This is a genomic window from Actinoplanes couchii, from assembly GCF_016862075.1.
GTDB lineage: Bacteria > Actinomycetota > Actinomycetes > Mycobacteriales > Micromonosporaceae > Actinoplanes > Actinoplanes couchii.
In genome coordinates, this window is the sequence record NZ_BOMG01000071.1 from 16,525 (window position 1) to 38,740 (window position 22,216).

A 22,216-nucleotide genomic window follows, 5' to 3' on the forward strand; every position below is an offset into this window, starting at 1 on the left:
TCGTTGTTCTCTACAGCCGGGCAGGCTGATTGGCGGGTGCCGCCCGGTGCAGGACGGCTTCGAACCTCTCGAACAGCAGGTCGCGGGAGAACCGCTCGACGGCCAGCCGGTGCGCCGCGTCGCGGGCCTGCTGCAGCCACTGCTCGTCACGCAGGTGGACGGCCAGTTCGGCGCCGGCCTTCTCGGTGTCCTCCGGGTCCAGCACCAGGCCCGCGCCGGTCTCGGTGAGCAGGTCGGCCATCCAGCCGCCGTGGTTGATGGCGATCGGCCGGGACGCGGCCAGGGCGTCGAAGAACTTGTTGGCCGAGTTGTTCCAGAGCCCGGGGATCGGCCGGACCGTGCTGCTGGACATGGTGGCCGCGCCGAGGATCACCGGCAGCTCCGATTTGGGAACCTTCTCCCTCATGTGCACCACTTTGTCTTTTATGCCCAGCTTGGCCGCGAGCGCTTTTGTCGGTTCCCACTCCTTGCCGTGCCCGACGATCAGGAACCGCAGGTCCGGATCGACCAGGGAGGCGGTGTGCATGGCCCGGACCAGGTACTCCACGCCGTTCACCACACCCAGGGCGCCGGTGTAGACGAGCAGCGGGCGGTCGCCGAGCCAGTCGTGCCCGGCCCGGAAGGCGCGCACCCGCTCCGGGTCGACGGCGAACAGCTCCAGATCGGCGGCGTTCGGGATGACCGTGGTCGGGGTGCCCGGCCGGCGCGCGACGACCCCGTCGGCCATCCCGGGGGAGAGGGCGATCACCTCGCTGGCGTTGCGGTAGGCCCAGTTCGCCAGCCCGCCGGCGACCCCGCGCAGCACCGGGTTGCGCAGCGCGCCCATCTCGATCGGCACCTCGGGCCACAGGTCGCGGACCTCGAAGACGAACGGCACCCGGCGCAGCTTCGCGGCGATCACCCCGGGCACCGCCACGGTCAGCGGGGTGCTGGTGGCGAAGACCAGGTCGGCCCGCAACCGGGCGGCTTTCGCGGCGGCCACCACCATGAACTCGGCGAACGCCCGGATGCGCCGGGCGAACGACATGTTGTTGTTGTACGGCACCCGGAACCAGTGCACGGTGATCCCGTCGTCGACGGTGGTGCGCCAGCCCAGCTCCCGGGCGCCCGGGGTGATGTCGGTGGTGATCACGTCGACCGTGTGCCCGCGGGCGACCAGGCGGCGGGCCTGCTCGTACGAGCGGATCCCGCCGGCCATGCCCGGGTTGCAGTAGTACTGGTGGATGTAGACGATCCGCATGCTCAGGCCTCCAGCGCGGCACGGACCGCGTCCACGACCCGGGACCGGTCGTGCTCGCTGAGGGCGGAACCGCTGGGCAGGCAGACACCCCGGCGGAAGACGTCGGCGGCGACCTCGCCACCGCGCATCACACAGTCCTGGAAGACCGGCTGCAGGTGCATCGGCTTCCACGCCGGGCGGGCCTCGATGTCCCGGCCGTTCAGCACCCCGAGGATCCGGTCGCGCTGCTTCTCGTCGGAGGCGAGCACACAGGTCAGCCAGTGGTTGGGGGTGCCGTACCCGGCGATCGGCATGAACTCGACACCGCTCAGCTCGGCCCGGTAGTACTCGAACGTGGCGGTCCGGGCCGCGATCATCTCCGGCAGCCGCTGCACCTGGCCCCGGCCGACGGCGGCGAGCAGGTTGCTCAGCCGGTAGTTGTAGCCGATGGTCCGGTGCTCGTAGTGCGGCACCGGCTCGCGGGCCTGGGTGGACAGGTGCCGGGCCTGCTTGGCGATCCGCCCGTCGTCGGTGACGAGCATCCCGCCGCCCCCGGTGGTGATGATCTTGTTGCCGTTGAAGGACAGCACCCCGGCCAGCCCGAACGACCCGGCCGGCCGATCGCGGTACGTCGCGCCGAGAGCCTCCGCGGCGTCCTCGATCAGCGGCACCCCGTACCTGTCGCAAGCGGCCAGCAGGCGGTCGTAGTCGGCACACTGGCCGTACATGTCGACCGCGATCACCGCCCGCGGCAGCCGGCCCTGCTCGGCCCGGACCCGCAGCTCCTCGGCCACCAGATCCGGGTCGATGTTCCAGCTCTCCGGGGTGCTGTCCACGAAGACCGGACGGGCGCCCAGGTAGACCACCGCGTTCGCGGTCGCGGCGAACGTGAACGACGGCACCAGCACGGTGTCGCCGCGCCGCACCCCGGCCCCGATCAGGGCCAGGTGCAGGGCTGCCGTCCCGCTGCTCAGCGCCACCGCGTGCCGGACACCGACCAGCTCGGCCACCTGCGCCTCGAACGCGTCCAGATCCGGGCCGACCGGGGCCACCCAGTTCGAGTCGAACGCCTTCAGCAGCAGCTTGCGTTCCAGATCGCTGACGTCCGGTGGGGAGAGCCAGATGCGTGTGTCAGTCATGTACCCGCGTCCTCACGGCCATGATCGGCCAGGCCGGGTGCAGACCCTGCCGGCGGATCCACATCGGGGAGTCACCCGCGTGCATCGCTGCCCGCAGGGTGGTGGAGAAGCTGCGATAACCCGCCTCGGCGGCCACCCGGACGTCGCGTTCGCGGAAATCCACGGCGGGATGCCCGTACGGCGCGGCGAAGTCCTTGATCTCCACCCCCAGCTCGTCCTCGATCTCGTGTTTCGAGCCGGTGATCTCCCGCGCCGCCTCGTCGTCGTCCTGGTCGGCGAGCCGGTGGTGGGTGATGGTGTGCGAACCGAAGTGGAACCCGGACGACACCAGGTCCCGGCAGTCCTGCCAGGACAGATTCCCGGGCTGCCCGACCATGCCGGAGGTCAGGAAGAACATCGCCGGGACCTTCATCTCCAGCAGCACCGGCGCGGCCACGTCCCGCCAGGTCGGGTGGGCGTCGTCGAAGGACAGACAGAAGACCGGCCCGGTGAGCGTGTTCTCCCCGGACAGGTAGCGCAGCGACTCGTCCCAGGTGACCATCGGGCCGATCCGCAGCAGCGCGCGCAGATGCCGGCGCAGGTCACCGGCGTACTCGGCGGGCACGTCGTGGTAGAAGGGGAAGTAGAGGCCCGGCGTGCTGGGCAGCCGCTTGCGCAGGCCGGCCGGCGCCAGGATGCGGCCCTGCAACCGGGGCCTGGCGCGCAGGCGGCTGCGCAGGCCCAACTCGTTCAGGCGTCGTTTGATCGCCGTCTGCATGCGACCGGCACCCTCCCGCTAGAGAACAGTCCACGTGGTTCTCACCAACCCTCGCAAATGCGTGCCGGGTCCGGGAGTAGCAATTGTCATAAGGAATGCGAGTTTTATTCACTTCAATTAAAATGTAGCCGAACGGCTTCTTGCGGAATGCGTCCACAGTTGAGCATCATCGGCTCAGCGGCCCATATTCCGATCGGGGAACCCTCATGCTGCGACTGCACCGGGTCGAGCCGGCCGCCGCCCTCTGGGCCGAGCGCGCGACGTACCCGGACCGGCTGATCTTCCACACACCCGAGTGGCTGAACTTCGTGGCCGAGTGCCAGCGGGCCGAGCCCCTGCTCGCCACGGTGACCGACTCGGGTCAGGTCGTCGGGCACTTCACCGGCCTGCTGAGCAGGCGGTTCGGCATGCGGATCCTGGGCAGCCCGATGGCCGGCTGGACCACGTCCTACCCGGGCTTCACCCTCCGGCCGGAGATCTCCCGGCGGGCCGCCCTGCAGGCGCTGATGCCGTTCGCCTTCCACGACGCCGGCGCCGCCCACCTGGAGATCCGCGACCGTGGGCTGACCGCCGCCGATCTGGGCGGACTCGGGCTGCGCTGGGAACCCGCGCCGACCGCGGTGATCGACCTGAATCCGGACGAGGACACTCTCCTCGGCGCCATGGCGAGTGCCTGCCGGCGGAACATCCGGAAAGCTGAGAAGTCCGGTGTCGTCATCGAACAGACGAGTACCGATCTCACATTCGCCGACGATTTCTACGACCAATTACGGGACGTATTCGCCAAACAGAATCTCGTACCCACGTATTCGGTGGAAAGGGTTCGGTCGTTGATCCGTCACCTCGGGCCCGCCGGGAGGCTGCTGCTCCTGCGGGCCCGGGACGGCGACGGCCGGTGCATCGCCACCGCGGTGCTGCCCTGGTACCACCGGACCATGTACTTCTGGGGCGGCGCCAGCTACCGCGAACACCAGCACCTGCGCCCCAACGAGGCACTCATCTGGCACGCGATGCGGTGGGCCCGGGAGCACGGCGTCACCGAGTTCGACTTCGTCGGCGGCAACAGTTACAAACAGAAGTACGGCACCACCGAGGTCGCCGTCCCCTGGGCCCGCCGTTCCCGCTCACCGATCGTCGCCCACCTGCGCGACGCCGCCAAACACGGTTTCGCCCTCCGCCAGCGCACGGTGGCCCGGTTCTCCGCCGGTGCTCCGAGGTCGACGGTGTCGTAGTCGACGGCGTCCAGCGACCCGGTCATCGTCTCGCGGACCACCGCGTCGTCCGGCCGGATTCCGCGGTCCGTTCCTCTCACTCTCCGCCGGCGCCGGGAATACCGGCCGGGACCGGCACCTCCCACATCCCGCCGGACGCCTGGGTGATCAGGATCGACGTCTCGCCGGGCGTCCAGCGCAGCACCGAGGACCAGTCCGGGGCGGTGTCCACCGGCACCTCGTGGGCGAGCGTGCCGGCCCGTAGATCCCACAGCCGGATCGCGTCGGCGTGCCCGGTGGTCAGCAGGCCGCCGGACGACATGCACGACTCGCCCCGCACCAGCGGGATGACGATGTCTTCGTGCCGGCGGGCCCGCGCGGCGATGTCACTGATCCGCAGGGTGGTGGAGTCCCGGTGGTTGTCCACGTGCACCACCAGTGCGTGGTCCGGGGTGATGTACACGGCCGGGCGCGGGGCCGGGTACTCGTACCCGCCGACGTCCTTGAATCTTTTGATCTCGTGGTTCCGGAAGCCGCTCTCCCAGCGCAGATCGACGGTCGCCGACCCCGGCGTGTACGCGAACCAGGCCCGGAACGTCCGGGCCGCCTTCGCCTTGGCGCGGACCTCGAGCGTCCGGGCGTCGAGGCGGTAGAGCATGCCGTTGCGGTAGCCCTTCGAACAGGCGGCCAGCACCTCACCCCGATCGGGCAGCGCCACGACCGCGATGACGTCGCCGTCCAGCGGTTCGCTGCGGGCCGCCGGCCCCGCCTCCCGGGTCGTGTCGAAGCGCAGCAGGCGGTCACGGTCGCCGACGAACAGCGTGTCGCCGTCGAGGGCGACACCGTGCTGGCGGGCGATCCCCGGCATATCGGCGAACAGGGTGCTGAACAGCGGCGACGGGTCGCCGCGCCGCCAGACGCAGGCCCGTCCGTCGGCGCTCGTCGTGGCGAACCGGTCACCGTCGAACGCGACACCGAGGACCGGCCGGGAGTGGCCGTCGCCCAGCTCGGGAACCCCGGTCGCACCCCGCCGGAACAGCATCGGGCGGGAGTCGCGGCCACTGCCGACGATGGTGTCGCCGACCGCCGACAGGGCGTTCACGTACCCCCGGTGCGTCCAGGTGTGCACCACCGCGCCGGTCGCCGGGTCCAGTTCCCGGCAGTCGTGGAACCGGGAGGACAGGATGCGGTCGCCGTGCACCAGCGCCGGGCCGTACGCCGGGATCTGCCAGTCGGCGGCGCCGGTCACCGGGTCGACCGAGGCGATCGCCGCCTGCTCCGCGACGACGATCAGCCGCCCCGACGGGGTGAACCCGGCCAGCGACGTGCCCCGGTCCGTCTTCTCCGGGGTGACCCACAGGGCGGTGGCCTTCGGCTTCGCCGTGTCCAGCCGCCACCCGAACACCCGGGGACCGGCCGCCGCCACGATCATGTCGTTGCCGGCGGAGATCAGCACCGCGGTGACCGGTGCGCGCGGCCCGGTCAGGGTGTGCCGGACCGTCCCGGACGCCACGTCCACGACCAGCACGTTCCCGCTGCGGCCCTTGTCGGTGCCGACCACGGCGAGCGTTCCGTCGGCGGACACCACCAGGTCCGTCCCCTTCGCCGGCAGGTCGATCCGGCGGGTGACACCGTCCACGACCAGCGCCAGGGCGTGCGGTTCCGCGGTCAGCGCCGCGACCGTCGCGCCACCCAGGGCGATCCGGGAGACCGGGCCACCCGCGCCGAACTCGTCCACCGGGGTGAGCCCCGGCAGCCCGAGCAGCACGATCGTCTCCGGCCGGTCCACGGTGGCCATCGCCACGACGTCACCGTGCACGGCCACCGTCCGGGCCGGCGGCCCCGCGGTGACCTCGCCGGTGGTGGCGTCGATCAGGTCGAGCCGCCCGTACCCGACGTTCAGAATCGTCCGCCCGTCCGTCCCGGCGGCGGGCCGGCCCATCCCGCCGCTGCTCCGGAATGCTGCCGACCCGTACCCGATGACGCCGTTCCCCTCGGTCATCGCAAGATCAAAACATCTGTCAGGTGGCCGCGGACGCCCGGGTTCGAGCCGGGCTGGTGCGGGAATGGGATCCTGGAACAGGGAGAGGGAGGCACGGCGATGTTTCTGTTGTTCGGGGTCCGGAGCAAGGACCACCTGGCCGGTACGCGGGTGATGAACTGCGAGGTCTGCGGTTGGCAGGCCCCCCAGCAGATCCTCAAACGCACCACGAAGTTCACACTCTTCTTCATCCCACTGTTCCCGGTGAAGCCGAGCTCCTACTACATGGTGTGCGGCCACTGCCAGGGCTTCCGCAAGGCCGACCCCCACCTCCTCAGCGTCGCCTGACGGGCCGCCGGGCGGTCGTCTCACGCAGGGCCAGGGCGCCCTGTAACCGGACGTGCCGGAATTGGTAGGCGGGGCCGGCCCGGCGCAGCACCCCACGATCGTGGGCGTCGTCGAGGAAGTCCAGGACACGCCAGGGGGCCAAGCCGTGGCTGACCAGCCACAGGCGGGCCCAGGTGAAGCGGAGCCACGCCGAGCCGGCGCCACTGGTCAGCCCGATCAGCGGTCCGAGCAGCAGAGCCCACTGCACCGCCACCCCCAGCGGGCTGGCCGGCAGCGAATCGGACGCCTGGTTCAACAGAGTGAGCACCAGGAACCAGGTCACCCCGACGGCGCCGGTGGCGATTGCCGTGGTCACCAGGAAAGCCGCGCGATCGGCTCGCAACGACGCCCGTGATCCGGCCGGGCGGCCGGGGTCGGCGGTGATGCCGATGCCCTCGACGAGGAAGCCCACCGTTCCGGCCAGGACCCCGCCGATCAGGCAGAGGCCGAGCTGGATGCCGACGGTGACTATGGCGATCTCCACCGCGGTCTGCAGCAGGCCGGTGCCGGTGGACGAGGCGCTGATCAGGTTGACCAGCAGGATGAGCAGGATCAGCGGGGCAGCCAGGAGAGCGAAGCCGCTGCCGACGGCGAACCCACGGAGGAACGACGACGGGCGGAGGTGGACCCGGGACGGCTGCCCGTCGGAAAGGCCCATGACGATGCCGATGACCGGGCCGAGAAGGAGGGCGAGCGCGGCGACCCCCCAGAGCCGGGCCGGGGAGAGCCCGAACGCGAGAAGCGCGAAGGTGGCCACCAGCGTGATACCGGCGACGACCCGCCGACGGTACCCGCCGGGGACGGTGTGGGTCAGTTGCCACCAGGTCAGCTCGCGGGTTCGGTGGCGGCTCAGGTGGCCGGCGAGGAACGCCAGCCAGCGCTGGGCGTCCTCCGGCGAACAGGGCCGCCGCCGGGGCGGGTCGCCGTCGGTGTGGGCGTAGAGAGCCGGCACGTAACCGGTCAGCAGGTGCTGTTCGAGCGTGTCCGGGTCGGTGCGCAGCAGATCGGACGGATCGGTGCCGGGTTCGCGGTAGACGACCCGGGCCAGGTGGACCATCAGCGGGGTGGAGAACACCCGGGCGAGCGGCCCGTGCGGGTGCTCGGTCAGGTGCCGGGTGACCGGTTCCCAGCGGTGGCGGCCACGTTCGCCCTGACCGGCGGGCAGGTATCCGGCGGCTTCGGCGTGGGTGACCGGCTCCAGTTCGACGACCGCGGCCCGGGCCAGCACCGCCCCGACCTGGCCGATGATCTCCTGGTACTCCTCGGCGCGGCAGGTGACCACGATCGGGCGGCTCTCCGACAGGTAGTTGTTCAGCCGGGTCACCGCGAGCGGGATCTGGTCACGGGTGACCTCGTCCAGGCCGTCCAGCACCGGGACGACCAGGCCGGAGGCGAGCAGGCGGGACACCGCACCGGGACCGAAGTGCTCTTCCGACGCCAGCGGGGGATAGGCGCCGGTGATCTCCCTGATCAGCCAGTCCTGGAGGCTCTGCTCCTCGGGATGCCACATGGAGAGGCTGAGCAGCACCGGTACCGGTTCGTCCGGCTTGCGGCCGGCGAGCAGTTCGCGGACCAGCAGGACGGCCAGGGAGGTCTTGCCCGCGCCGGGCGCCCCGATCACCACCAGCCGCCGGGCCGGGAGACCGCGGAGAGCGGCGGCAACCTCGGTGACATCGCCGTGCAGCTTGAGCCGGGTGGCCCGGCCGGCGGTCCAAGCGGGTCCGAGCACGTCCGCCGCGGAGGCGGACACCTCGCGGCCGGTGGAGGCCCAGCTCACCCGCAGCGGGTCGGGTTGGGCCAGGCCGCGGATCCGGGCCTCGTGGTTCCACTGCTGGGCGACGAGGTCGCCGAGTTCCGCGACGGCAGCGGTGAGTAACTGACGGTGCTCGGAAGCCAGCGGCCGACGGCTCTGTCGAGCAGTCACCGCGGTGACCAGAAGACCGATGACGGAAATGATCAGCGCGGCCACGCTGGCGCGTTGATCGGCATTTTCCAGTCGTTTCTCGGAGTGGTCGGTCAAATACAGATAGATGAAGATGGTGGAGATCAAAAGTGTGCAGCTACCAGCGACGACGGGTATAGATCGCCACTTCTCGGCGAGTCTTTGCATTTGCCTATGATGCAACTGTCAATTGATCTCCGTAATCGGGGTGGCCATCCTGAGAATCATTCGCTAAATGACCGTAGGGGGCAGAATTCCATCGAGGGTTCGCTCTACAGGATGACACCGGATCGTTTACTCACGGTTACGGTTTGGCGGAGGCGTGGCCGTCGAGGGGTGGGGCGTCCGGTTAGTCGTCGGCGTTGCCGAACGATGACCGGTGGAGTCGCTCCCGGGTGCGGCGTAGCCGCTCCGTGCCCGGCCGGGCGGGAACACCGTCGTCGGCCAGCCAGACCACCTCGACGACCGGAAGCTCACGAGTACTGGCTTCAGCGTCTGATCCCGTCTTGGCAACCACAGCGGTCCTTCTCTTCGTAGTTTTGGATCCTGTCGGGGTGATGGGGAAATGCATCGCTCCGGAAGGTCGGATCCCCAGGACGCGGAAGACCGTCTGTCGGATCCTTTCCGCGTCGGCTCCGCTGATGCTCCGGAATGTCGCTGGTCTGCTGTTCCGGATGTCGGATACCGGAACGGAAATGATGTTCGAGCACACCACCTCGGTGTCCGTCCCGATCGCGGGAACTGGCCCGGCAGGCTATGACGTACTCGTGATCGATCAGACGCCCGGATTCCGCGGAGGAGAGGATCGCGATCGGTTTCACCTGCCGACCCGCACCGATCCACAGTTCGGCATAGCGGATGGCGCCGGATGCCGGGCGGGTGGTGCAGTAGCCTGCGAATTCGCGGGCGTGGGAGTCAGGATAGTTCGTAGTGAGGAGTAGGTTGCCGTCCTTGTCGAGCCATGCATCGCCCTCTTCCGGCGTGCGCAACCCTCTCCTCCTCTTCGGTTTCCGAATGGTGCGCCGGGGTGGTGGTGTCCGGCAGGAGGAAGCTACGCCGTGGAGGTGACCTACGTTTTGCGGGGCGATATGCGATTGTCTATAGCCGGATGTCAGGTGGGCTGGATCCAGTCGAAGGTTCGTTCTACGGCTCGGCGCCAATTGGTGTACTCGGTCTGTCGGGTGGTGGGGTTCATGGTGGGTAGCCACTGGCCCGCGATGTGCCAGTTCTGGCGTAGGCCGTCCAGGTCCGGCCAATAGCCCACCGCCAAGCCTGCGGCGTACGCCGCTCCCAGCGAGACCGTCTCCACCGCCAGGGGGCGTACCACCGGGACGTCCAGGACGTCGGCGATCATCTGCATCAGGAGGTTGTCGGCTGTCATGCCGCCGTCGGTTCGCAGGGTGGTCAGGGTCAGGCCCGAGTCGGTGTTCATCGCGTCCACCACCTCGCGGGTCTGCCAGGCGGTGGCCTCCAGGACCGCCCGTGCCAAATGGCCCTTGGTGATGTACGACGTCAGGCCGACGATCACGCCGCGGGCCTCGCTGCGCCAATGTGGTGCGTACAGGCCGGAGAACGCCGGAACTATGTAACACCCGCCGTTGTCGGCGACGGTTCGGGCCAGGGTTTCGATCTCGGGGGCGCTGGAGATCAGCTCCAGCTGGTCGCGGAACCACTGGACCAGGGAGCCGGTGATCGCTATCGAGCCTTCCAGAGCGTACGCCGCCGGCTCGCCGTCGATCTGATAGGCGACCGTGGTCAGCAGGCCGTGTTCGGAGCGGACCAGCTCGGTGCCGGTGTTCAGCAGCAGGAAACTGCCGGTGCCGTACGTGCACTTGGCCTCGCCCGGGTTGAAACACGTCTGCCCGAACAGGGCGGCCTGCTGGTCGCCGAGGGCCGCGCCGATCCGCACCCCGGGGAACGCCTCCGTCGCGGTGCCGAAGTCGCCGACGGACGCCTGCACCTCGGGCAGCATGGCGCGCGGGATCCCGAAGAACTCGCACGCCTCCGGCGACCAGTCGAGGCTGCGGATGTCGAGCAGCATGGTGCGGCTGGCGTTGGTGACGTCGGTGGCGTGCCGGCGGCGCCCGGTGAGGTTCCAGATCAGCCAGGTCTCCATGGTTCCGCAGAGCACTTCGCCCCGTTCGGCACGGGAGCGCAGGCCAGGGGTGTGATCGAGCATCCACCGCAGCCGAGGCCCGGAAAAATACGTCGCGAACGGCAATCCGGAAATGTCGGAAATGTCTGCGGCGGTAGGCGAAGAAGCGAGCGCGTGAACCAGCGCATCCGTCCGGGTGTCCTGCCAGATGATCGCCCGCCCGACCGGAACCCCGGTGAGCCGGTCCCAGATCACCGTGGTCTCCCGCTGGTTCGCGATCCCCAGCGCCGCCACCTGCGACAACTCTATTCCGGCCCGCCGCAGCACCCGGGGCGCCAGCCGTTCCACGTTGCGCCAGATCTCCATGGCGTCGTGCTCCACCCAGCCCGGTTTCGGGAAGTGCTGTTTGTGCTCCTGCTGGGCGAGCGACACCAGCTGCCCCCGCCTGTCGAACACGATGCACCGGGTCGAGGTCGTGCCCTGGTCGATGGCGATCACGTATTTCTCGGTCATCGGGTGGCCCCCAGGTCCCGCGAGATGGCCCGTGCCGCGTCCCGCACGTACCCGACGAGGCGCGGCAGCGGCTGATACCGGCTGTCGCAGATGCGGTCGACCGGCCCGGACACCCCGATCGACCCGACGACCAGCCCGCCGTAACCCCGGATCGGCGCGGCCACCGCGGCCTGGCCGAGCAGGAACTCCTCCACCTCGTACGCGCACCCGGCCTCCCGTACGCCCTCCAGCGCGGAGGCGAGCGCCTTGGGATCGGTGAGGGTGAGGCGGGTGAAGCGTTCCAATTCCGGCACCGGACTGCCCGCGCGGTAGGCGAGCAGCACCTTGCCGAGCGCGGTGGCGTGCAGCGGCAGCAACGTACCGACGTCGAGGGTCTGAAAGGTGTCGTCCGGCCGGAAGACGTGGTGCACGACCAGGACCCGGCCCTCCAGGACGGTGCCGATCCGGACGGCCTGGCCGCTGCGGGCGGCGAGCGGGTCGGCCCAGACGATCGACCGGGACCGCAGCTCGTTGATGTCGAGGAAGCTGGTGCCGAGGTGGAGCAGGGCGCCGCCGAGCTGGTACTGCCCGGACACCCGGTCCTGTTCCACAAAACCGACCAGTTGCAGCGTACGCAGGATGCCGTGGGTGGTGCCCTTGGCCAGGTCGAGGGTGCGGGCGATCTCGCTGAGCCCGAGTCGCCCCGGGCCACCGGCGAGCGTCCGCAGAATGGCGGCGGCTCGTTCGATCGACTGCACCGTTCCGGGCATGTTTCGGACTCTATGCCACCGTGTGACAGCCCGCAGTGATTGATGTTCGACAATGCCGACCGGCGTTCATTGCCCCGTATCGGGCCCCTCCCTAGCGTCCAGGGCATCTATCCAGGGAGGGAGCATGGCTTCACGACTCAAGGGCCCCGGTCTCGCCGGGGAACTCGCGGCCGAATTCGCCGGCACATTGATCCTCATCCTCTTCGGTGTGGGCGTGGTGGCGCAGGTCGCCGCGGCCGGCATCGGTGACCACGACAGCATCGCCTGGGCCTGGGGGCTGGGCGTGACATTGGGCGTCTACGTCGCGGCCCGGGCCAGCGGCGCGCATCTCAACCCGGCGGTGACCGTCGCACTCGCCGTCTTCAAGGGCTTCTCCTGGCGGAAGGTGGCCCCGTACGCGCTGGCCCAGACGCTCGGCGCGTTCGTCGCCGCGCTGCTGGTGCGCTGGAACTACACCGAGGTCCTGAACGCCGCGGACCCCGGGCTGACCATCAAGACGCAGGGCGTCTTCTCGACCCTGCCGGGCAACGGCACCCTTCCGGTCGGCGAGTGGGGCGCCTTTCGGGACCAGGTCATCGGTACGGCCATCCTGCTCTTCGTCATCCTGGCGCTCACCGACATGGCGAACACGCCGCCCGCCGCGAACCTCGGCCCGGTGGTGATCGGCCTGCTGGTGGTCGCGATCGGGATGGCCTGGGGCACCAACGCGGGGTACGCGATCAACCCGGCCCGTGACTTCGGGCCGCGACTCGCCAGCTTCCTGACCGGCTATGAGGGGGCGTTCCGGGATCAGACCGGGTATCTCTACTTCTGGATCCCGATAGTCGGGCCGATCATCGGTGGTATCGCCGGCGCGGGTTTGTACCAGACTCTGATCGGACGGTTCCTGCCGTCGGAGACACCGAGTGAAGAGATGAGCGTGGAGGCTAACCGTGGCTGACTTCGTGGGGGCAGTGGACCAGGGCACCACCAGCACCCGATTCATGATTTTCGATCATGGGGGCAACGAGGTGGCCCGGCACCAGCTGGAGCACGAGCAGATCCTGCCGCAGGCCGGCTGGGTGGAGCACAATCCGATCGAGATCTGGGACCGCACCGTCACCGTGGTCCGGACCGCGATGCAGAAGGCGAACCTGAGCGCCTCCGACCTGGCCGCGGTCGGGATCACCAACCAGCGTGAGACCACGGTGGTGTGGGACAAGCGCACCGGCCGGCCGTATTACAACGCGATCGTCTGGCAGGACACCCGGACCGACCGGATCGCCTCGGCGCTGGACCGGGACGAGCGCGGCCAGACCATCCGCCGCAAGGCCGGGCTGCCGCCGGCCACCTACTTCTCCGGCGGAAAGATCCAGTGGATCCTGGAGAACGTGGACGGGGTGCGGGAGGCCGCCGAGCGCGGTGACGCCCTGTTCGGCAACACCGACAGCTGGCTGCTGTGGAACATCACCGGCGGGCGGGAGGGCGGCAACCACGTCACCGACGTGACAAACGCCAGCCGGACCATGCTGATGAACCTGGAGACCCTCGACTGGGACGACGAACTGCTGTCGTTCTTCAACATCCCCCGGGCGATGCTGCCGGAGATCCGGCCGTCCTCGGACCCCAACGGGTACGGGACCGCGCACATCAGCGGCCCGCTCGGCGGGGACGTGCCGCTCACCGGAGACCTCGGCGACCAGCAGGCCGCCACGGTCGGCCAGGTCTGCTTCCGGCCCGGGGAAGCCAAGAACACCTACGGCACCGGCAACTTCATGCTGCTCAACACCGGGACGGAGCTGGTCCGGTCGGAGAACGGCCTGCTCACCACGGTCGCCTACAAGTTCGGTGACGCCGCCCCGGTCTACGCCCTGGAGGGGTCGATCGCGGTCACCGGCTCGGCCGTCCAGTGGCTGCGCGACCAGCTGCACATCATCAAGTCGGCGGGGGAGAGCGAGACCCTGGCCGCGTCGGTGCCGGACAGCGGCGGTGTCTACTTCGTACCGGCGTTCTCCGGCCTGTTCGCTCCCTACTGGCGTTCCGACGCCCGGGGCGCGATCGTCGGCCTGTCGAGGTTCAACACCGACGCGCACATCGCCCGGGCCACCCTGGAGGCGATCTGCTACCAGACCCGGGACGTCGTGGACGCGATGGCCCAGGACTCCGGCGTGACCCTGGACGTGCTCAAGGTCGACGGCGGGATCACCGTCAACAACCTGTGCATGCAGATCCAGGCCGATGTGCTCGGTGTACCGGTCAGCCGGCCGGTGGTCGCCGAGACCACGGCGCTCGGGGCCGCGTACGCCGCGGGGTTGGCGGTGGGCTTCTGGAAGAACACCGACGAGCTGCGGGAGAACTGGAACGAGTCGCAGCGCTGGCAGCCGCAGTGGTCCGCGGAACAGCGTGACGGCGGGTTCGGCAAGTGGAAGAAGGCGGTGCAGCGGACCCTCGACTGGGTGGATGTGGACTGATCATGACAGCTCTCTCTCCTTCGTACCGGGACGCGGCGATCGAGTCTCTGGCCGGCGCCGAACTCGACGTCCTGGTGATCGGTGGGGGAGTGGTGGGGGCGGGTTGCGCGCTCGACGCGGTCACACGGGGACTGACCGTGGGCCTCGTCGAGGCGCGTGACCTGGCCTCCGGCACGTCCAGCCGGTCCAGCAAACTTCTGCACGGCGGCCTGCGGTACCTGGAGATGCTGGACTTCGGGCTGGTCCGCGAGGCGCTGCGGGAACGGGACCTGATCCTGCGCCGGCTCGCCCCGCACCTGGCCCGGCCGGTCCGCTTCCTCTACCCGCTGCGGCACCGCGGCTGGGAACGTCTCTACACCGGCGCGGGCGTCACCCTCTACGACACGATGGCGTTCAGCGGCGGACTGCCGCGGCATCGCCATCTCACCCGGCGCGGCGCGCTGCGGGCCGCCCCCGCACTGCGCAGGGACTCGCTGGTCGGGGCGCTGCAGTACTACGACGCGCAGGTCGACGACGCCCGGCACACGATGTTCCTGGCCCGGACCGCGGCGTCGCACGGGGCCCGGGTCGCCTCGCGGGTCGCGGTCACCGGTTTCCTGCGTGAGGGCGAGAGAGTCACCGGTGTACGGGTGACCGACCTGGAACACGGCCGCCCGTTCGAGATCAGGGCCCGCCAGGTGATCAACGCGACCGGGGTGTGGACCGACGACACCCAGGCTCTCGTCGGCGAGCGCGGCCAGTTCCACGTGCGCGCCTCCAAGGGCATCCACCTGGTGGTGCCCCGGGACCGGATCCGCTCGTCCACCGGCATCATCCTGCGGACCGAGCGCAGCGTGCTGTTCGTCATCCCGTGGGGCCGGCACTGGATCGTCGGCACCACCGACACCGACTGGTCCCTGGACAAGACCCATCCGGCCGCCTCCGCCAAGGACATCGACTACCTGCTCACCGAGGTCAACAAGGCGCTCGCCACCCCGCTGGAACGCGCCGACGTGGAGGGCGTCTACGCCGGCCTGCGCCCGCTGCTGTCCGGCGAGTCCGACTCCACTTCCCAGCTGTCCCGGGAGCACGCGGTGAGCACTCCGGTCCCGGGCCTGGTGATGGTGGCCGGCGGCAAGTACACCACCTACCGGGTGATGGCCAAGGACGCCGTCGACGCCTGCGTGCACGGCCTGGGCCGGTCGGTGCCGCGCTCGGTCACCGACCGGATCCCGTTGCTCGGCGCCGACGGGTACCCGGCCCTGTGGAACCGGCGTGCCCTGCTCGCCGCCGAGTCGGGCCTGCACGTGGCCCGGATCGAACACCTGCTCGGCCGGTACGGATCACTGGTGCACGACCTGCTCGACCTGGTCCGCGAGGATCCGGAGCTGGGCCGGCCGATCGAGGGCGCGGACGACTACCTGCGGGCCGAGTTCGTCTACGCGGCCGCCGCCGAGGGCGCCCGGCACCTGGTCGACGTGCTGACCCGGCGGACCCGGATCTCCATCGAGACGTTCGACCGGGGTGTCGTCGCGGCCCCGCACGCCGCCGCGCTGATGGCCCGGGTCCTCGGCTGGACCGACGGGCAGCGCGACGCCGAGGTCGAGCATTACCGGCTGCGTGTCGAGGCCGAGCGGGCCTCCCAGGAGCAGCAGGACGACGAGACGGCCGACGCCGCCCGGCTCGGCGCCCCCGACGTGGTCCCGGTCCGGATGTGAAGGATTCCTAGGGTACGTCCGGGATGCCCGCCGGGATGGTGGGGCGGCTGACGTCCCAGTGCTCGACGATCAGGCCGTCCTCGAAGCGCCAGATGTCGACGACGTCCTCCGGCGGGGTCTCGACCGGGATCAGCGTGTAATGGGCGACCACGAACTCGGCGTCCGCGACCACGTGCTGCAGGTCCAGCTGGGCGCCGGCGATCGGTGAGTTCACGATGAACTCGATCCAGGCGTCCCGGCCGGCCGGCGCGCCCGGGGTGTGCGACACGAAGTCCTCCCGGATGATGTCGCGCAGCACCTCGACGTCACCGTCGGCGAATCGGCTGAAGGCGTCCAGAAAGCGTCTCTTGTTCTCTTCCGCGGGATCGATGTCAGTCATGCTCTCACCGTTCCATCGAGCGCCCGCGCTGTCGAGGGTTCGTAGCATTGATCGAATCCGCTCGTGCCGGTTTTTCGAGAATCTGCCCGGACGGCCGGTCGCGGTGCGCCCGGACGGGCAATAAACCCCCGGTGAGCGTTTCCCTCGGGCTATCTCCTGCGCTGTCGGACCGCGGAAAAGTACGTTTTCAGCGGCGCGATTCCGTGCGATTTCTTACTACATTTCGGGAGGCAGACCATGTTGAGCGCGATCACCGCCGGGGCCATGATGCTCACGTCCCTGGGAGTACCGGCCGCTCCACCGCCACCACCGGACTGGATGACCATCGGCGTGGTGTCGGCGAACGGGTCCGGCTGTCCGAAGGGCTCCGCCGTGGTGACGGTGTCCCCGGACCTCAAGGCGTTCACCGTCGCGTACAGCGAGTTCCTGGCCCAGGTCGGGCCGGAGGCGAAACCCACCGACTTCCGCAAGCAGTGCCAGCTGTCCCTGGACATCAAGGTGCCGGAGGGCTACACCTTCGCGGTGGCCAGCACCGACTACCGCGGTTACGCCCGGCTGGAGAAGGGGGCGAGCGCCACCGAGACGGCGTTCTACTACTTCCAGGGCGAGTCGCGGACCACCCAGAGCCGCACCCAGTTCGACGGTTTCTGGGACAAGGACTGGCAGGTGACCGACAAGGTGCCGCTCGAGTCGATGTCGTGGTCGAAGTGCGGCGAGAAACGCTATCTCAACATCAACACGGAACTGCGGGTGCTGGCCGGTAAGGCGCCGAAAGGCACGACCAGTTTCATCACCATGGACTCGTCCGACGGCAATCTGGAAACGATCTACCGGGTGTCCTGGCAGAAGTGCCCGGCCTGATCGTTCTCAACGGGGATGCACCAGGCCGGCGTCGAATGCGGCGATCACCAGCTGGGCCCGGTCCCGGGCCGGAAGTTTCGCCAGCAGATGGGTGATGTGCGTCTTCACGGTCTTCACCGCGATACTCAGCGCGGCGGCGATCTCGTCGTTGGCGAGACCGTTTCCGATCAGCGCGAGCACCTCGACCTCACGCGGGGTGAGCCGCCGCACCGCCCCGGCCGGACGCTCCGGCCGGGGTGCGGCCACGTAGTGCGCGACCAGCCGGGTCAGGATCGACGGGGCGAACAGCGACTCGCCGAGGCCGGTCCGGCGCACCGCCTCGACCAGTTCCTCCGGACGGGCGTCCTTCAGCAGGAACCCGGACGCGCCCGCCTGTAACGCCCGGTAGACGTACTCGTCCAGCTCGAACATGCTGAGCACCAGCACCCGGGCGCCGGTCAGTGCCGGGTCCGCGCAGATCCGCCGGGTCGCCTCCAGGCCGTCCACGCCGGGCATCCGCACGTCCATCAGCACCACGTCCGGGCGGGTCGCGCGCGCCCGGGTGACCGCCTCGGCGCCGTCACCGGCCTGCCCCACCACGGTCAGGTCCGGCGCCTGGTCCAGGATCACCGCCAGGCTCTGCCGCAGCAGTTTCTGATCATCAACGACCAAGACCTTGATCATGCGGTACGCATCCCGTCGGGCAGCCGCACGGTCAGGCGGTAGCCGCCCTCCACCGGTTCGGCGATCAGGCTGCCGTCCAGGGCGCCGACCCGTTCCCGGAGCCCGGCCAGCCCGTGCCCGGCGCCCGGCACCGCCCGCCAGCCGGGGGCCGGGCCCTCGTCGGCCACCGTCACCACCACGTGCCGCCCGTCCCGGTGCACCCGCACCGCCACCCCGGCCGGGCCGGCGTGCCGGGCCACGTTCGCCAGCCCCTCGCGTACCGTCCGGCAGATCGCGACCTGGACCCCCGGCGCCACCTCGCCCAGCTCGCCGGTGGTCAGGCTCGGGCGCAGCCCGGCCGCCCGCGCCGCCCGGACGATCTCCGGCAGTGTGCCGAGACTGTCGGCCGGGGCCAGCGGCGCCGACTCCGGCTCGCGCAGCACGGTCAGCATCCGGCGCAGCTCGGCCGTCGCGTCCCGGCTGGTCTGTTCGATGTCGCCGAGCGCCGCCCGGATCTCCGGCGACTGCTCCAGATGCCGGGTGGCCGCCGCCCGCACGGTGATCAGGCCCAGCCCGTGCGAGACCAGATCGTGCAGGTCCCCGGCGATCCGCAGCCGTTCGGCGAGCACCGCCTCGGCGGCCGCCCACGCGGTGAGCCGCCGCTCGTACTCCGCCCGGTCGGACCGCCACCGGTACACCGCCCAGACCGCCGCGCCGGCCGTGACCGCGCCGAACACCACCGGGATCACCCGGGCGGCCGGCCCGCCCGCGCCGACCATGCACAACAACAGCACCAGCACCCCGGTGATCAGCACCAGCAGCGGAACCGCACGGTTGCGCCAGGCCGGCCGGGGAAACGACGTCACGCGGCGAACTGTAGGCCCTGGGCGGTGGATCCCGCGAGAGCGAGGCGAGGTCCAGCCGGTGGCTGGCGTCAGCCGGGTGGAGGTCGCATACCGGTGTTGTATGTGGCCTCCACCCGGATGCCGTCAGGCGCCGGCTGGACCACGCCGTAGCCCCGCGGGATCCACCGCCCAGGGCCTAGCGCTAGGACCAGGGTCCTAGACGCCTTGGACAGATCGGATCCCGGTCCGATGTGCCCACGCAGAGGCGCCGGTTGACTGGCCGCATGATTACGATCGACGGCCTCACCCGGGACCGCGGGAAGACCCGGATCCTGCACGAGGTGACCTTCCGCGCCCGGCCCGGACGGGTCACCGGGTTCCTCGGCCCCAACGGGGCGGGCAAGACCTCCACCCTGCGGCTGCTGCTCGGCCTGGACCGCCCGCGGGCCGGCACCGCCCTGATCGACGGCCGTCCCTACGCCGCCTGGGACCGCCCACTCACCGTGACCGGGGCGCTGCTCGACGGCAGCGGCGCCCACCGGTCCCGGACCGCCCGCGCCCACCTGCGCTGGGTGGCGACCGGCAACGGGCTGCCCCGTTCCCGGGCCGACGAGGTCCTGGAGATCGTCGGGCTGACCGCCGACGCCGGGAAACGGGCCGGAAAGTACTCGCTCGGCATGAGCCGCCGCCTCGGCCTGGCCACCGCCCTGCTCGGCGACCCGCGGGTGCTGATCCTGGACGAGCCGATCAACGGCCTGGACCCGGCCGGGATCCGCTGGATGCGGGGGTTCCTGCGGGAGGCCGCCGCCGAGGGCCGCACCGTGCTGCTCTCCAGCCACCTGATGGGCGAACTGGCCGAGACCGCCGACGACGTGGTGATCATCGTGGCCGGCCGGGTGGTCGCCGACGGCACCCTCGCCGAGGTGGTCGCCGGGCATCCGAGCCTGGAGGACGCGTTCCTCGCGCACACCGCGGGGGAGGGCACGTCGTGGTGAACCTGATCCGCGCCGAGCTGGCCAAGCTGCTCGGCCTGCCGACCGCCTGGATCGGCCTGGCCGTCGGCAGCGTGGTCGCCCCGCTGCTGGCGGTGCTGAACGCGGGAGCGGTGCGGGCCGCGATCGCCGCCGGGAGGTATGAGTTCAGCGCCGACCTGGCGTACAGCAGCATCCAGATCGTCATGCTCGGCGGCCTGATCCTCGGCGTGGTCACGGTGAGCAGCGAGTACACGCCGACCTCGGACGACGCGCCGGGCGCCCGGCAGATCACCACCACCCTGCTGGCCGAGCCCCGCCGGTGCCGGCTGCTGGCCGCCAAGGCGATCGTGCTGGTCCTGGTGGTGGCGGTGCAGGGCACGGTCACGGCGGTGGTGACGCTGCTGGTGGTCGAGCACGAGCACGGCGGGACCTATCCACCGGCCGAGCCGGCCCGGGTCGCCGGGGCGGTGCTGGAGTGGGTGCTGCTGAGCCTGCTGGCGTACGCGCTGACCCTGATCTTCCGCAACGGCATCGTCACGCTCACCCTGCTGGTCGTGAACTCCGGGGTGGTCTCGGTGTCGTGGCTGCTGATGAAGGTGACGCCGCTCGCCGCGTACCTGCCGGACGTGGTGGGCAAGCACATGTACCTGTCCGATCTCGGCGACGTCCGGATCCACCCGGTGGTGGCGGGTGCGGTGCTGCTCGGCTGGGTGGTGGGACTGCTCGTGCTCGCCGCCCGCCTCTTCGAGCGGCGGGAGGCATGACGCCCGCCTTCCACGCCTTCTCCGCCGAGGTGCTCAAGCTGGTCACGCTTCCGGTGCTGGGCCTTGTCACCGTGCTGACCTGGGCGGCCACCGGACTGCTGCGGCTCGCCGATCCGCCCGGCGGGGTGCTCGGGATCGCTCAGGCCGGCTTCCTGGTGCTGGGGGCGCTCGCCGCCGGGCAGGAGTACCACGGCGGCGGTCAGATCCGGGCCAGTCTGCTGACGGTGCCGCGGCGGCCGCTGCTGGTGGTGGTCAAGTTCGCCGCGATCGCGGTCACCGCCGCGCCGGCGGTGCTGGTGGGCGCGGCCCTGGCCGGGGAGCCGCGGGGCGCCGGGCGGCTGCTGCTCGGCCTGCTCCTCGCGGCCGGTGTCGGGACGGTGCTGCGGCATCCGGTGGGGGCGGTCGGGACGCTGCTCATCGCGTACGGGACAGGCAAGCCGTTGATCTTTCCGCTCCTGCCGGAACTCGTGCTCGACGTCCCGCTCTGGGGCTGGACCACCATGATCGTCCTGGTCGCGGGCGTGGTGTTCAACCATCGGGAGGCTTGAGTTCGTGATGCCCTTGACGGACCGTGGTTTCATGCGGCCAGCACGAGGCCCACCCCTCTCGTACACGTGGTGTTCACGTGTACCCCTCGCGCTGTCCAACTCAAGGAGTCATTGCGATGACGCAGCGCCCCTCGCTCGCGGAGGTTCGTGAGCGCACCTACAAACGCCGGGATGCCTGGTGGACGGTGTGGCTGGTGGATCCACTGGCCGGGCCCCTGGTCCGCCTGGTGTCGCCGTGGAAGTGGGTCACGCCGAACCTGCTCAGTTTCGGCGCCTTCGTCCTGGGGCTCGGCGCGGCGGCGGCGTTCTGGCAGGCCGACTACCAGTGGCTGCTGGCCGGCGCGCTGCTCTACCACCTGGCGTTCGTGCTGGACTGCATGGACGGCAAGATCGCCCGGCTGAACGGGACCGGCTCGCTCTTCGGCCAGTGGCTGGACTACGTGTTCGACCGGCTCCGGGTGCTGACCTGCGCGCTCGCCATGTTCGGCGGCCAGTGGCACCGGACCGGGGACACCCTCTTCCTCTGGCTGGCCACCCTGGTCATCTTCCTCGACATGTTCCGCTATCTGAACGCGCTGCAGATGCAGAAGGTCAAGCTGGCCATGAAGGAGCGGGTCCTGGCGGCGGCCGGGGCGTCGCCGGTCGAGTACGTGGAGGAGACCGACGAGGAGATCGCGGTCGGCCCGGCCGCCACGCCGTCGAAGATCGACGTGCACGGTGACTTCAAGACCAGGTTCGGTGTTTTCATCCGGGTCCGTAACTTCCTGCTCCGGCAGCGCATCCGGGCACACCTGTTCAGCGGTATCGAGTTCATGATGTTCGTATTCATCATCGGCCCGGTGGTCGGTCAGATCGCGGTGGTCACCATCGCGTCCGGCCTGCTGCTGGTGGCGTTCGAGGCTCTGCTGGTCTACAAGCTCTGGACCACCACGAGGACGTTCGCCCGCCGGATGGCCAAGATCGAGCGGCAGCATCCGGTTCTGCTCTGATTCGGCGTCGCCGGGGGGTTTTCTCCCCGGCGTTTCCTAACTGTCCAGGCGTTTTGTCCCTAGACTTGCGGGAA

21 protein-coding genes are annotated in these 22,216 nt (G+C 70.1%); 10 read left to right on the top strand and 11 right to left on the bottom strand.

All coding sequences use genetic code 11. The annotated features are described in order from the left end of the window. Positions 1 to 10 precede the first annotated feature (10 nt). The 3 genes from Aco03nite_RS28255 to Aco03nite_RS28265 are packed head-to-tail and all read right to left on the bottom strand — an operon-like array spanning position 11 to position 3,115. Positions 11 to 1,240 carry a glycosyltransferase family 4 protein gene (locus Aco03nite_RS28255; RefSeq protein ID WP_203799864.1) on the bottom strand — a complete coding sequence of 410 codons (1,230 nt, stop codon included), beginning with the start codon at positions 1,238 to 1,240 and terminating at the stop codon, positions 11 to 13. Positions 1,241 to 1,242: 2 nt separating this feature from the next. Next, complete coding sequence (locus Aco03nite_RS28260) at positions 1,243 to 2,358, bottom strand: aminotransferase class I/II-fold pyridoxal phosphate-dependent enzyme (protein ID WP_203799867.1); 1,116 nt, start codon at positions 2,356 to 2,358, stop codon at positions 1,243 to 1,245. Then, positions 2,351 to 3,115 carry a polysaccharide deacetylase family protein gene (locus Aco03nite_RS28265; RefSeq protein ID WP_203799871.1) on the bottom strand — a complete coding sequence of 255 codons (765 nt, stop codon included), beginning with the start codon at positions 3,113 to 3,115 and terminating at the stop codon, positions 2,351 to 2,353. Before Aco03nite_RS28265 ends, Aco03nite_RS28260 begins: the two co-directional genes overlap by 8 nt. Positions 3,116 to 3,321: 206 nt before the next feature. On the opposite strand from Aco03nite_RS28265, the gene Aco03nite_RS28270 reads away from it, so the two are divergent. Beyond that, complete coding sequence (locus Aco03nite_RS28270) at positions 3,322 to 4,347, top strand: lipid II:glycine glycyltransferase FemX (protein ID WP_203799874.1); 1,026 nt, start codon at positions 3,322 to 3,324, stop codon at positions 4,345 to 4,347. Positions 4,348 to 4,423: 76 nt separating this feature from the next. Here the strand turns inward: Aco03nite_RS28270 and Aco03nite_RS28275 are convergent, their stop codons facing one another. Continuing rightward, a complete protein-coding gene (locus Aco03nite_RS28275) occupies positions 4,424 to 6,328 on the bottom strand; it encodes a WD40 repeat domain-containing protein (protein ID WP_203799876.1) in 1,905 nt (634 codons plus the stop codon). Between the two features lie 99 nt (positions 6,329 to 6,427). Between Aco03nite_RS28275 and Aco03nite_RS28280 the strand changes: the two genes are divergently transcribed. Then, positions 6,428 to 6,655, top strand: a complete 228-nt coding sequence (locus Aco03nite_RS28280) for a zinc-ribbon domain-containing protein (protein ID WP_203799878.1) — start codon at positions 6,428 to 6,430, stop codon at positions 6,653 to 6,655. On the opposite strand, the gene Aco03nite_RS28285 is transcribed toward Aco03nite_RS28280, so the two are convergent. From Aco03nite_RS28285 to Aco03nite_RS28300, 4 genes are all read right to left on the bottom strand, one after another. Next, positions 6,642 to 8,804 (bottom strand): NACHT domain-containing protein, encoded by a 2,163-nt coding sequence (locus tag Aco03nite_RS28285; protein WP_203799880.1) that lies wholly within the window; start codon positions 8,802 to 8,804, stop codon positions 6,642 to 6,644. The genes Aco03nite_RS28280 and Aco03nite_RS28285 overlap by 14 nt on opposite strands. A 320-nt stretch (positions 8,805 to 9,124) precedes the next feature. Then, positions 9,125 to 9,625 (bottom strand): hypothetical protein, encoded by a 501-nt coding sequence (locus Aco03nite_RS28290; RefSeq protein WP_203799882.1) that lies wholly within the window; start codon positions 9,623 to 9,625, stop codon positions 9,125 to 9,127. Positions 9,626 to 9,747: 122 nt separating this feature from the next. After that, the gene (glpK, locus tag Aco03nite_RS28295) at positions 9,748 to 11,244 is read right to left on the bottom strand and encodes a glycerol kinase GlpK (RefSeq protein WP_203799884.1); all 1,497 of its coding nucleotides are present in this window, start codon (positions 11,242 to 11,244) and stop codon (positions 9,748 to 9,750) included. Next, positions 11,241 to 11,993 (bottom strand): IclR family transcriptional regulator, encoded by a 753-nt coding sequence (locus Aco03nite_RS28300; RefSeq protein WP_203799886.1) that lies wholly within the window; start codon positions 11,991 to 11,993, stop codon positions 11,241 to 11,243. Before Aco03nite_RS28300 ends, glpK (Aco03nite_RS28295) begins: the two co-directional genes overlap by 4 nt. A 124-nt stretch (positions 11,994 to 12,117) precedes the next feature. Here Aco03nite_RS28300 and Aco03nite_RS28305 point away from each other — a divergent pair, with 124 nt between their 5' ends. The 3 genes from Aco03nite_RS28305 to Aco03nite_RS28315 are packed head-to-tail and all read left to right on the top strand — an operon-like array spanning position 12,118 to position 16,140. Beyond that, complete coding sequence (locus tag Aco03nite_RS28305; protein ID WP_203799888.1) at positions 12,118 to 12,933, top strand: MIP/aquaporin family protein; 816 nt, start codon at positions 12,118 to 12,120, stop codon at positions 12,931 to 12,933. Next, entirely contained in the window at positions 12,926 to 14,443 is a 1,518-nt protein-coding gene (glpK, locus tag Aco03nite_RS28310; protein WP_203799890.1) for a glycerol kinase GlpK, read from the top strand. Before Aco03nite_RS28305 ends, glpK (Aco03nite_RS28310) begins: the two co-directional genes overlap by 8 nt. A 2-nt stretch (positions 14,444 to 14,445) precedes the next feature. Further along, positions 14,446 to 16,140 carry a glycerol-3-phosphate dehydrogenase/oxidase gene (locus tag Aco03nite_RS28315; protein WP_203799892.1) on the top strand — a complete coding sequence of 565 codons (1,695 nt, stop codon included), beginning with the start codon at positions 14,446 to 14,448 and terminating at the stop codon, positions 16,138 to 16,140. Between the two features lie 7 nt (positions 16,141 to 16,147). Here Aco03nite_RS28315 and Aco03nite_RS28320 read toward each other — a convergent pair whose 3' ends face one another. Next, complete coding sequence (locus Aco03nite_RS28320) at positions 16,148 to 16,519, bottom strand: nuclear transport factor 2 family protein (protein WP_203799894.1); 372 nt, start codon at positions 16,517 to 16,519, stop codon at positions 16,148 to 16,150. A gap of 237 nt (positions 16,520 to 16,756) precedes the next feature. Between Aco03nite_RS28320 and Aco03nite_RS28325 the strand changes: the two genes are divergently transcribed. Continuing rightward, entirely contained in the window at positions 16,757 to 17,380 is a 624-nt protein-coding gene (locus Aco03nite_RS28325; protein ID WP_203799896.1) for a DUF4360 domain-containing protein, read from the top strand. A 6-nt stretch (positions 17,381 to 17,386) separates the two neighbouring features. On the opposite strand, the gene Aco03nite_RS28330 is transcribed toward Aco03nite_RS28325, so the two are convergent. Together Aco03nite_RS28330 and Aco03nite_RS28335 are read right to left on the bottom strand one after the other, a co-directional pair. Further along, positions 17,387 to 18,043 carry a response regulator transcription factor gene (locus Aco03nite_RS28330; RefSeq protein WP_203799898.1) on the bottom strand — a complete coding sequence of 219 codons (657 nt, stop codon included), beginning with the start codon at positions 18,041 to 18,043 and terminating at the stop codon, positions 17,387 to 17,389. Then, positions 18,040 to 18,888, bottom strand: coding sequence for a sensor histidine kinase (locus Aco03nite_RS28335; RefSeq protein WP_203799899.1), 849 nt, complete (start codon positions 18,886 to 18,888; stop codon positions 18,040 to 18,042). Before Aco03nite_RS28335 ends, Aco03nite_RS28330 begins: the two co-directional genes overlap by 4 nt. Positions 18,889 to 19,151: 263 nt before the next feature. On the opposite strand from Aco03nite_RS28335, the gene Aco03nite_RS28340 reads away from it, so the two are divergent. From Aco03nite_RS28340 to Aco03nite_RS28355, 4 genes are all read left to right on the top strand, one after another. Next, complete coding sequence (locus tag Aco03nite_RS28340; protein ID WP_203799900.1) at positions 19,152 to 19,862, top strand: ABC transporter ATP-binding protein; 711 nt, start codon at positions 19,152 to 19,154, stop codon at positions 19,860 to 19,862. Continuing rightward, the gene (locus Aco03nite_RS28345) at positions 19,856 to 20,605 is read left to right on the top strand and encodes a hypothetical protein (protein ID WP_203799901.1); all 750 of its coding nucleotides are present in this window, start codon (positions 19,856 to 19,858) and stop codon (positions 20,603 to 20,605) included. Before Aco03nite_RS28340 ends, Aco03nite_RS28345 begins: the two co-directional genes overlap by 7 nt. After that, on the top strand, positions 20,602 to 21,153 hold the full coding sequence (locus tag Aco03nite_RS28350) for a hypothetical protein (protein WP_203799902.1): 552 nt from the start codon (positions 20,602 to 20,604) through the stop codon (positions 21,151 to 21,153). The genes Aco03nite_RS28345 and Aco03nite_RS28350 overlap by 4 nt, the downstream gene beginning before the upstream one ends. Positions 21,154 to 21,269: 116 nt before the next feature. Continuing rightward, on the top strand, positions 21,270 to 22,142 hold the full coding sequence (locus tag Aco03nite_RS28355; RefSeq protein WP_203799903.1) for a CDP-alcohol phosphatidyltransferase family protein: 873 nt from the start codon (positions 21,270 to 21,272) through the stop codon (positions 22,140 to 22,142). Positions 22,143 to 22,216: the final 74 nt, after the last annotated feature.

Bases quoted from the DNA above. Each gene is read 5' to 3' on its own strand.
- Aco03nite_RS28275 (WP_203799876.1), bottom strand. From the start codon at position 6,328: ATGACCGAGGGGAACGGCGTCATCGGGTACGGGTCGGCAGCATTCCGG.
- Aco03nite_RS28280 (WP_203799878.1), top strand. From the start codon at position 6,428: ATGTTTCTGTTGTTCGGGGTCCGGAGCAAGGACCACCTGGCCGGTACG.
- Aco03nite_RS28315 (WP_203799892.1), top strand. From the start codon at position 14,446: ATGACAGCTCTCTCTCCTTCGTACCGGGACGCGGCGATCGAGTCTCTG.
- Aco03nite_RS28350 (WP_203799902.1), top strand. From the start codon at position 20,602: ATGACGCCCGCCTTCCACGCCTTCTCCGCCGAGGTGCTCAAGCTGGTC.
- Aco03nite_RS28320 (WP_203799894.1), bottom strand. From the start codon at position 16,519: ATGACTGACATCGATCCCGCGGAAGAGAACAAGAGACGCTTTCTGGAC.
- Aco03nite_RS28355 (WP_203799903.1), top strand. From the start codon at position 21,270: ATGACGCAGCGCCCCTCGCTCGCGGAGGTTCGTGAGCGCACCTACAAA.
- Aco03nite_RS28340 (WP_203799900.1), top strand. From the start codon at position 19,152: ATGATTACGATCGACGGCCTCACCCGGGACCGCGGGAAGACCCGGATC.
- Aco03nite_RS28270 (WP_203799874.1), top strand. From the start codon at position 3,322: ATGCTGCGACTGCACCGGGTCGAGCCGGCCGCCGCCCTCTGGGCCGAG.
- Aco03nite_RS28325 (WP_203799896.1), top strand. From the start codon at position 16,757: ATGTTGAGCGCGATCACCGCCGGGGCCATGATGCTCACGTCCCTGGGA.
- Aco03nite_RS28305 (WP_203799888.1), top strand. From the start codon at position 12,118: ATGGCTTCACGACTCAAGGGCCCCGGTCTCGCCGGGGAACTCGCGGCC.
- Aco03nite_RS28285 (WP_203799880.1), bottom strand. From the start codon at position 8,804: ATGCAAAGACTCGCCGAGAAGTGGCGATCTATACCCGTCGTCGCTGGT.
- Aco03nite_RS28300 (WP_203799886.1), bottom strand. From the start codon at position 11,993: ATGCCCGGAACGGTGCAGTCGATCGAACGAGCCGCCGCCATTCTGCGG.
- Aco03nite_RS28260 (WP_203799867.1), bottom strand. From the start codon at position 2,358: ATGACTGACACACGCATCTGGCTCTCCCCACCGGACGTCAGCGATCTG.
- Aco03nite_RS28255 (WP_203799864.1), bottom strand. From the start codon at position 1,240: ATGCGGATCGTCTACATCCACCAGTACTACTGCAACCCGGGCATGGCC.
- Aco03nite_RS28330 (WP_203799898.1), bottom strand. From the start codon at position 18,043: ATGATCAAGGTCTTGGTCGTTGATGATCAGAAACTGCTGCGGCAGAGC.
- glpK (WP_203799884.1), bottom strand. From the start codon at position 11,244: ATGACCGAGAAATACGTGATCGCCATCGACCAGGGCACGACCTCGACC.
- Aco03nite_RS28265 (WP_203799871.1), bottom strand. From the start codon at position 3,115: ATGCAGACGGCGATCAAACGACGCCTGAACGAGTTGGGCCTGCGCAGC.